This is a genomic window from Kaistella sp. (assembly GCF_041824135.1).
Taxonomy (GTDB): Bacteria; Bacteroidota; Bacteroidia; order Flavobacteriales; family Weeksellaceae; genus Kaistella.
Map to the genome: position 1 here is coordinate 1 of NZ_JBGZYM010000022.1, position 9,798 is coordinate 9,798.

The 9,798-nt window shown below is 33.8% G+C and carries 11 protein-coding genes; all 11 read right to left on the reverse strand.

Annotated features, from left to right (window positions below; genetic code table 11):
• Positions 1 to 111 precede the first annotated feature (111 nt).
• Entirely contained in the window at positions 112 to 816 is a 705-nt protein-coding gene (locus tag ACEYOS_RS02360; protein WP_373709766.1) for an SDR family oxidoreductase, read from the reverse strand.
• Positions 817 to 977: 161 nt separating this feature from the next.
• Complete coding sequence (locus tag ACEYOS_RS02365) at positions 978 to 1,877, reverse strand: T9SS type A sorting domain-containing protein (protein ID WP_373709767.1); 900 nt, start codon at positions 1,875 to 1,877, stop codon at positions 978 to 980.
• 133 nt (positions 1,878 to 2,010) lie between these two features.
• Positions 2,011 to 3,390 carry a dipeptidase gene (locus ACEYOS_RS02370; protein WP_373709768.1) on the reverse strand — a complete coding sequence of 460 codons (1,380 nt, stop codon included), beginning with the start codon at positions 3,388 to 3,390 and terminating at the stop codon, positions 2,011 to 2,013.
• Positions 3,391 to 3,486: 96 nt separating this feature from the next.
• The gene (locus tag ACEYOS_RS02375; protein WP_373709769.1) at positions 3,487 to 3,837 is read right to left on the reverse strand and encodes a hypothetical protein; all 351 of its coding nucleotides are present in this window, start codon (positions 3,835 to 3,837) and stop codon (positions 3,487 to 3,489) included.
• Between the two features lie 25 nt (positions 3,838 to 3,862).
• Positions 3,863 to 5,011: a class I SAM-dependent methyltransferase gene (locus ACEYOS_RS02380; RefSeq protein WP_373709770.1), complete on the reverse strand. Its 1,149-nt coding sequence runs from the start codon at positions 5,009 to 5,011 to the stop codon at positions 3,863 to 3,865.
• A 99-nt stretch (positions 5,012 to 5,110) separates the two neighbouring features.
• Positions 5,111 to 6,277 carry a methylmalonyl-CoA mutase family protein gene (locus ACEYOS_RS02385; protein WP_373709771.1) on the reverse strand — a complete coding sequence of 389 codons (1,167 nt, stop codon included), beginning with the start codon at positions 6,275 to 6,277 and terminating at the stop codon, positions 5,111 to 5,113.
• Positions 6,278 to 6,355: 78 nt separating this feature from the next.
• A complete protein-coding gene (locus ACEYOS_RS02390) occupies positions 6,356 to 6,898 on the reverse strand; it encodes a hypothetical protein (protein WP_373709772.1) in 543 nt (180 codons plus the stop codon).
• Between the two features lie 47 nt (positions 6,899 to 6,945).
• The gene (locus ACEYOS_RS02395; RefSeq protein WP_373709773.1) at positions 6,946 to 7,296 is read right to left on the reverse strand and encodes a septum formation initiator family protein; all 351 of its coding nucleotides are present in this window, start codon (positions 7,294 to 7,296) and stop codon (positions 6,946 to 6,948) included.
• A gap of 1 nt (position 7,297) precedes the next feature.
• The gene (gene udk, locus ACEYOS_RS02400; protein WP_373709800.1) at positions 7,298 to 7,936 is read right to left on the reverse strand and encodes a uridine kinase; all 639 of its coding nucleotides are present in this window, start codon (positions 7,934 to 7,936) and stop codon (positions 7,298 to 7,300) included.
• Between the two features lie 57 nt (positions 7,937 to 7,993).
• Positions 7,994 to 8,551, reverse strand: a complete 558-nt coding sequence (locus tag ACEYOS_RS02405; protein WP_373709801.1) for a vancomycin high temperature exclusion protein — start codon at positions 8,549 to 8,551, stop codon at positions 7,994 to 7,996.
• A gap of 68 nt (positions 8,552 to 8,619) precedes the next feature.
• Positions 8,620 to 9,744, reverse strand: a complete 1,125-nt coding sequence (locus ACEYOS_RS02410) for a 2Fe-2S iron-sulfur cluster-binding protein (RefSeq protein WP_373709774.1) — start codon at positions 9,742 to 9,744, stop codon at positions 8,620 to 8,622.
• Positions 9,745 to 9,798 lie beyond the last annotated feature (54 nt).

Genomic DNA, 9,798 nt, shown 5'->3' on the forward strand with positions numbered 1-9,798 from the left:
ACAAACTAATATTTTCATGTGCTAATATTTATTGTTTTACTGTTTGCTAAGATAAAAAATTATTTACTATGCATGCATAGTATTTTGAAGAAATTTATATTTCATACATAATTAACCTTTTGGTTGTAAAGGTCTAATCTCTATTTTGCTCGGTAATGTGCGTGGATTCATTTTAAAAATATCCATGATTAATTGACCGATATCTTCGGGTTGAATTTTCCAGGAATCTTTTTCCGAAGGTTCATTTCCATTAAAATGAGTAGAAACTGAACCAGGCATGATGGTAGAAACTTTAATATTGTATTTTCTTAGATCCAACATTGCTGCCTGCGTGAATCCGACGGCTCCAAATTTTGAAGCGTTGTAACCTGAACCGTTCTCAAAGAAGTTGGTTCCTGCTAAACTTGAGATGGTGATGAAATATCCTTCCGTCTTTTTTAATTCTTCAACTGAGGCTTTTAACGTATGGAAGATTCCGGTAAGATTAGTGTCAATGATGGACGACCATTCTTCGGTAGAAAGTTGATCAACGGGTTTAAAAACTCCCAAACCTGCATTGGCAATGACATAATCAATTTTTCCGAATTTTTTGGTGATTTCGGCGACTGCGTTTTTTTCGTCTTCAAAGTTCTTCACATCAGAACCTATTCCAAAAACTGGAGCTTCCATCGTAGATAATTGGTTTGCAACTTCTAATGCATCTTCTTTGTTACGTCCGGAAATAGCAACAGTGATTCCATGTTTATGCAGTACTTCTGCAATTCCTAATCCAATTCCCTTTGTTCCACCAGTAATATATGCTACTTTATTTTTCATTTTATTTAATTTCCTTAAAGATAAAAAAAGTAGGTGACGTAGGAGAATTTCTGCCATTTTAATTGCTGAAGCATCCCATTTTGAAAATCTATCACCATTAAATTTCGCATAAAAAAAACGCCTCGAAATTGAGGCGTTCTAAGTTTTAAAATAATTAGAAATTATTTTTTGATGAACTTTTCGGTTTGTGTTCCATTCTCAGTTTCAAACTTAACAATGTAAACTCCTTTTGCAAGGTTTGTTACATTTACTTGGCCGTTAGAAACTTTTGAAGATGAAACAGTTCTACCTGCAGCATCAAAAATTTGAGCAGAGAATACTTTTCCACTAAAGTTTAAATAATCTGAAGTTGGATTAGGATAAACCGCTATTTTTGAATTTGTAGATTGTACATTACCTGTTGCAAGAGCTGCTTCATTGTTCACAGCAATTCTGTCAATATAGCCATTACCGCCATAATTATCATGAACAAATCGTAAATCTGTAAAATTATATTCTTGAAAGAAAGGTGCTGTTAAAATACGAGTACCATCTAAGTAATAAGTGATTCCAGTGGCTGTACCAACAACTTTCAAACGGTACCACGTATTAGGCAACCATGTTCCTGTAGTGGTCTCAAATGTAGAAGAGGTTCCCACAGTCTGTGCCGCTAAGATAGAGCCTGTTTCAGTAAATCTTACTCTAACTACGTAAACACCACCAGCTGGTCCTGCACCAACGGTTTGAAATTCAAATGCCGAAGCGTTTGCATCCTGTTGCGTAAGTCTGATATCAAATGAAAGTGTGAAATCATTATAGGCTACGGTTTCATTGAGTGTTTTGAAAGCTCCCACGATCGGATTGGCTTGACCAGGAAAAGCGCTTTCTTTGGTAATTAGCAAAGAATTAACACCATCCGTTGCCAACTGATCAGAAATCACTTGGTTGGTAACAAAGGTACCAGGACCAGTTCCTGTAGTAGTCCAATTTGATTGACCATTAATATTTCCTAAAACGTAACCTTCTGTGCCTTCAAAGGAAATTAATTGTTGCGAAAATAAACTTAATGAGCTAACTGTCATTAAAGATAATAGAATTTTTTTCAAGATATATTTTTTTTAAATTAAGTCGCAAGATAAATAAAAAATTTAAATTAAAAAAGAGCATCAATAACAAAAAAGCCATTTCCTTTCGGAGATGGCTTTTGTATCAATGCTACTTTGTGTAATTCTCAAAGAATAACGGAATACTTTCAATTCCTTTATAAAAGTTGAAAAGACCATAATGCTCATTCGGGGAGTGAATCGCATCGGAATCTAATCCAAAGCCCATCAATACTGATTTGGCTTTCAAAACTTGTTCAAACATCGCCGTGATAGGAATACTTCCTCCACTTCTATATGGAAGGACTTCTTTACTAAAAGCAGTTTCCATAGCAGTTTTCGCTGCTAAAAATTCTTTAGTGTCACTAGGCAAAACGTAAGGCATTCCACCATGGTGCGGATTTACTTTTACTTTTACGTTGGCTGGTGCAATTTTCTCAAAGTATTTGGTGAACTTTTCGGTGATTTCATCTGGAGTTTGATAAGGAACCAATCTCATTGAAATTTTAGCAAATGCTTTAGACGGAATAACCGTTTTTGCACCTTCGCCAATATAACCGCCCCAAATTCCATTGCAGTCTAAAGTCGGACGAATCGATGTTCTCTCTAAAGTGGTGTATCCTTTTTCCCCTTCTACTCCATTTAATCCGATTGATTTTTTGAAATGTTCTGGATCGTCTTTCAACTTATTCATATCGGCTCTTTCTGCATCAGAAACCGTTTCTACATTATCATAAAAGCCATCAACCGTAATATGTCCATCTTCATCGATCAAATTCGCAATCATTCTCGAAAGAACGTGAATAGGATTTGGAACTGCTCCACCATACAAACCAGAGTGCAGATCACGGTTTGGTCCTTCTACTTCCACTTCCACATAACTCAAACCACGTAAACCTGTAGTTACCGTTGGTTGCTCATTAGAATAAATATGCGTGTCTGAAATCAAAATAACATCACAGGATAATTTTTCTTTATTTTCATTCACGAAAGCTTCTAAACTTTTAGATCCAACTTCTTCTTCACCTTCAAAAATAAATTTAACATTACAAGGCAAAGTATCGGTTTTCATCATCGCTTCAAAAGCTTTGATGTGCATAAAGAACTGTCCTTTATCATCAGCAGAACCTCTGGCGAAAATGGCTCCGTCCGGATGAATTTCTGTTTTTTCAATGTAAGGTTCAAAAGGTGGCTTGGTCCATAACTCCAATGGATCTGGCGGTTGTACATCGTAATGTCCGTAAACCAAAACGGTCGGCAAATTTTTATTAATTAATTTTTCACCGTAAACAATTGGATATCCTTTGGTTGGGCAAACTTCAACTTCGTCTGCTCCTGCTGCTTTCAAAAACTTTGAAACTTCATCAGCACATTTTAACACTTCATCTTTATAAGCAGGATCTGCACTGATAGAAGCTATTTTCAACAATTCAAAAAGTTCATCTACATAACGCTGTTTATTTTCTTGAATGTAATCTAAGGTTTCTTTCATTTTATTTTAATTAAAATTATTTAACATCGAACTTTGTAAAAATAAAAAAAATGTCTCGCCGAAGCAAGACATTTACCTTTTAATATGTGAAAAGTCCTATTTAGTTGGAGTTGACGCAGGCATTTCGGTTGCCATCGCACTATCCGCTTTCATTACTACTGGTTGAGCAACTACTTTAGAACTGTCAGCTGCCATCATTGCTGCAGATTTCTGAGCATCCGCTGCGTTTACTGCTGCAGTTGCTTCATCGCTCATTACGTCATCGCTGTATCGCTCGACACCATGTTCCATTTTCAACACTCCTTTGTTTCCACCTGCTTGAATTTTTTGACAACTAGCGGCTAAACCTGCGATTGCTACGACTAAAATAATTTTTTTCATATCTACTTTATGATGATTAAGAATCTGTATAATTTTCAATGCCCCAAAAGTAAGAAATATTACCATTTTTAACAAAGGTTTTCTACAAATTCTAAACAGTTCTTAAAATAATTTTATTTTTCTGAGTTTGAGTAAAAATTAAGTAGTCATTTCCACCATCTTTAATTTTATATTTTTTCTTAATTTCATCTGGAGTTAAAGGATAATTTTTTGAAATAATATTAAACTTCTCGCCCTTTTTTATTTGTTTCGAATCAATGATTTCTACTTTTAAAACTCTTCCGGGAAAGGTTTCTATAAGTTCATCTGAAGTATAAAAATGAGAATTAGGATGTAATTTTTTTAAATTGAATTTCTCTGAAATACTATTAAATCCGCCTGATTTTAAAACGGCGTTATTTGGGATATACAAATATTGAAGTGGTTCTGAAAATTCTGAAATAGCAGATTTCTCGTCTTCAAAATTAAAGGAAAAAGAATGCTCTTCACTTTCAAGATTGAAGCAACTGATTGTAGTATGCTCTTTATCTTTCTTTGAATGCATAAAAATCAGCAATTCCTTCACTTCATTTCTGACGGCGATAATTTGAATTTCTGCAATATTCTTTAACGCTGAAATCAAATAAGAAATATCGATCAACGGAGAAAGTTTAATAATAATCTGATCAGAAATGTTCAATAGCTGATCCTGAATTTCTAAGAGGTTTGGCGATAAGTCTTCCAGTAAAAATTTCTTGTTTTTATGTTCGTCTCGTCTGGCTGGATCGAGATAGATCAAATCAAACTTTTCTTTATTTTGCTTTAAGAAATTTTCTAAATTTTCAATAATGAAATTTGCGTTTCTATCTAAAATTTTCCAGTTGTGTTTTACAATTTCTGACAATTCAGAATTCTGTTCCACCAAAGTAACTTCTTCAAAATTTTGAGAGAGAAAATAAGCATCAATTCCAAAACCGCAAGTCAAATCAACAAAACTTTTACCTTTTAAATGTAGAGCTTTAAATTCTGCCGTAGCTTGTGAAGAAGCCTGTTCTAAATTCAAATTGGGTGGAAAGATAATTCCATCTTTTAATAAATAAGGAAATTTCTTTTGTGCAACTTTCTTACCTTTTATCTGCTGTACAATTTCCTGCATTGACACTTCTGCAAAAGGTGATTTCTTCAACAACAAAGAATGCAAATCCGATGTGAGATTTGCATTGAGATAATTCAGGACTTCTTTATTAAGTATATTTTTCACCCTATTTTTATTTAAAACCACAAAAGTCACAAAAGTTTTTGACAAGATTTAATTATTCCTTTATTATGGAAGAAAAAAATCGTGCATTATTGGCAAAAATTACTCAAACATCTCGGCCAAACGAACTGCTTTAATTTCGTTTGGTGAATACAATTCTTCGGCAGACTTTGTTTTCTCTAATTTAGGATAGAGATTCACACCGATGATTTTGACTTTTCCTTCTTCAAACCAATTTTGCTCTTTGATCGCTTGGTCGTAGATTTTTTGTTGAACTCTTCCACTTTTTAAAAGTTCGCAATATCCACCTTCATTTTCCATTTCTAAAAAAAGCTGCCAGGATTTCTGTGCAAATTGTTGCGTTATATCTTCGACATAATACGATCCGTTTCCGGCATCATCGAAAACATTAATGATACTTTCGTAGGCTAAAACGATTTGTTGCTTAAACGAAATTTCCTCCGAAACAGAATTGGAATTTCCAATTTTATAATCATTACTAAATACGGCATCTGCGCCACCAATCATCGCCGCCGAAAGTTCTAAGGTCGAACGAATGAGATTATTTTCAGCATCATTTTTTGATTTATTTCTTAATGAAGTCTCCGCAAAAATAAATGGAATTTCATCTAAACCAAATTCTTTCGAAAGTTGATTAAAGACTAATTTCAAAGCTCGGACTTTAGCAATTTCAAAGAAATAATTTCCGCCAACAGCGATCCTAAAAACAATCTTATTTAAAATTTCGGCTCCGAATACCTCGGTCAGTTCTTTGGTTTTTGCCAGAGCAATTGCTAATTGCTGAACGATGTTCGCTCCTGAATTTTGATGCAAAGAAATATCAACGCAAAGATTTCGTTCAAAGTTTTTGGCTAATAATTCTTTTGCCAACTGCTGATTGAGTTCACCAGTTTTATCTTCTGTAAAAATATCAACTAAAGAAAAATAACGATTATTTTCATCGATTGAAATATGTTCGGCTAAATCTTTATCGTTGACGAAAAGTACTTTCTCCTGCAGATCCTCCACATTATTATTCAATAGAAATGCAAATACATTTTCTTCTGCACTTTCATGATAAAGAGAGACAAGATGCGTAGATTCCTCTACTTTAGGAAGATTGCTCAAAGGTTTTGGAACAGAATCGTAATAAGGTTTCACTACAATTCCTTCCAAATTTTCTTTAGATAAAATATCATAGATATTTTCTGTTTTCATTTGTTTCTGAACAACAGATTCCCAATCTTGAAGTGACGTTTTTTTAAACATAATTTATATTATCGCCAATTACCTGGCTTTTAACTAAAAAAAACAGCCTTAAACGACCATTTTTCTAATCTTAAAAAATTAATCTTTAACAATATTTACTCTTAAAAAAATATTGCCAGAAAAAGTATTATTTAATTTGTTGATATCATAACCCGCATTAATTCCCATTCCTACCCGTTTAGAAGCTCCGGTCGTCAGTGCTACTTTAAGCGGAAAATTTACAACGGAATTTTTAATTTGCTCCTCTGTAAAATACAACTCACTGTTTTGATGATAATATCCTATGCCGGCATTCGGTTCGATTGCTAACCAATCTAACAATTTAAACGACCTGCCATACAATAGATTAAATCGGTAAAACTTGTAATCTCCGCCAACACCAACCAGTCCGTCGCCGACTCCACCACCTGTCAGAAAATCCAAAGAGATCAAATTTTTATCAATACGAACGGTGTTACTTAAATTGAAAGTTAATCCGCCACTTTCATTTTCGGTACCACTATTTTTAAGTTTTACACTAAATCCACCAAATCCTACATCAATATTTTTATACTCAATTTTAGTTTGAGCAAAATAAAAAGCAGAACTAAGACTGAATAGAATTACAAATTGCTTTTTCATATTATTTCGATTGAAGTAATTTAAAACCTAAAAATACTAAAAGAGAATTATTTCTTCACGGAATTCGTACTATCAACCACCAAAATGAAAATCTCTTCATTCGGTTTTTTCATGAAATAATTTTCGCGGGCATACTTTTCTTTCTCGTCTTTATTATTCATGAGCTTTTTGTAAAACTCGTCATTTTTCTGATATTCTGATTTATAATAAGCTAGTTGGGTTTCATATTTATTGACCTCGCCATTCAACTCATTAATCACCAAAAAAGAAGTACTATCAAAGAAAACCATCCACATTAAGAACAGAAAAATTGTCACGAAATATTTATTCACCACATACTTTTGGATGAATTTTAATTTCGATGATTTGGGTTTTATTTCTTTAATTAAGTCTTCCATTTTAATGTGTTTTTTTCAAAGTATTATTAATAACGGTCGAAAGAAAGTCAATAGCAACGGTATTTTGCTTCATATTCGGAACGATTAAGTCAGCTTCATTTTTAGACGGTTCAATAAATTCCTGATGCATCGGTTTTAAAGTCGTTTGATAACGGTGCAAAACTTCCTGCAAATCACGACCGCGTTCCTGCGTGTCACGACGAATTCTGCGAATCAACCGTTCATCAGAATCGGCATGTACAAAGACTTTTAAATCATATTCTTTCAATAATTCAGAATTAGTCAAAACTAAAATTCCTTCCACGATCAAAACATTTCTGGGATCGATGGAAACGTGATCACCTGTTCTGGAGTGCGTTACAAAAGAATATAAAGGTTGTTCAATTGTTTCACCGTTCTTCAAGGCTTTAACGTGTTTAATCAACAATTCAAAATCAATGGATTTCGGATGATCGTAATTTAAAACCTCTCTTTCCTGCAAGGTAAGATTTGGATTATCATGATAGTAATTATCCTGAGAAAGTACATTGACCCCTTCTGTATTGAGTTGCTGAAGAATTTTATTAACAACAGTAGTTTTTCCAGAGCCGGTTCCTCCTGCAATTCCGATTACGAGCATATATTTTGTTTTTACAAATATAAGATTTTGTGCTAAACTCTTCGGTAAAACGAGCTCTAAATTATTTTGAAGAAAATTTTAAACTTTTCGTTCAATATTAAAGATATAATAAATTACGGCTACAACTCGGGCTAAAAACTCTCGCGACTGATTTCTGTAATAACTTTTATTTGCTAAAACATCCTGTGCATCGAAACCAAGCGCATTCATTCCGCTATTTCTGGCGTAGAACAAAGCACGCAAATTATGGAATCCCTGCGAAACAATGATCACCTCTTTTTGATGATACACCTGCAGACAATTTTTGATGCTGGCTTGGGTTTTAAAGCCTTTTGGATCTTCAATGATAATATTTTCGGGAACACCTTCCTGGTAAACAAGGTAATTTTTCATTGCGGCAGGTTCATCGTATCCTTTACTTTTTTCGCCGCTAACGATGATTTTTTTAATTTTTCCGTGGTGGTATAAAAGTGCAGTGGCATCCATTCGAGAAGTAAAATAGGGATTTGAAACCCCCGATTTCATTTTCGGCGATGTTCCTAAAACAAGAGCCGTTTCCCGCGGTGGAATCTTAGAGATCTTGGTATAAGTTCGGCCATTCGTAACTGCAAACACCCAAATATTAGCCAAAATCATTAGTAGAATCCCGATTTCGACGAGATTAAAAAATGATTTCAAAAAGTCTAATATTTTTTTCAAAATGGTTATATTAAATCAAAATTAACTTTAATATTTTTACTTAAAACGACTGACATACAAGCGAGTATTTTTCCAGCCGCTTCTTCTTTTTTAGTCAAATATTCATTTTCCAACAACTCCACTTCACCTTCTTCCAAAATGCATTCGCAACTTCCACAAATCCCCGATTTGCAGGAATAAGGAACCGGAAATTTCTGAATCAATAGCTGTTGCAACAGTCGCATTTTATTATTCTGTAGCGTAGTTTCGTATTCTTTGTTAAAAAGTTTAAAACCGACTTCGATATTTTCAATTAAAGGAAATTCCTTTTCAACCGGATAAATATCTTCATTAAATTCCTCAAACAATTCAAAGTGAATATTTCTTTTCTGAATCCCGTGCTGGTAACACGCATTGGCAATTGATTTTATCATCTCTCCTTTGCCACAAATTAGTACTTCATCAACTGCATCCCAAATTGTACTTTCTTCATCGGTATCATCTAACTGCAAAATTTGATTGATGATCAGTGCGACTTTCTTCGCATTTAACCGTCCTTCAAAAAGTCCGTTGCCCACTTTTTCCTGAGAATAAAAATAATGAATTTCTAATCGCTCTGGATATTGCTTTATCAGTTCGTCCAATTCATTTTTAAATGCAACTTCTCTTCTGGTCTTATTTCCATAAAAAAGAAAAAGTCGAGTTCGAGGTTCGGTATGTAAAATGTTTTTGAAATGACTCAAAATCGGCGTTATTCCAATTCCACCCGCAAAACCCACAATGGTTCGAAATTCATGCGGTTTGGAAACGATTGTAAATCTTCCTCGAGGTTCTGAAACATTTATTAAATCACCAATTTCTAAATTTTTAAATAATGAATTTGCAAAACTTTCTTCACTGCTAATTTTAATTCCTAAAGTGATTTTACCTTCGTACGGCGCCGAGGTCATCGAGAAATCTTTCTGTACCTGATTTTCGTTATTTAAGGATTGAAGCGTTACATATTGTCCTGCTTCAAATTGATATTGCGAAGACAATTCTGCCGGAATTTCGAATTCAAGCGCAAAAGTAGTTTTGGTAAGTTCTTGCTTTTTCGCTAATTTTAGCGGGTGAAATTCGATTTGTCTGGCTTTAGATAAGAGATTTTCCATAATAATTAAGAATTCAAAAATAATAAAAATAAAATGAAAAAATTGATTTTAAGT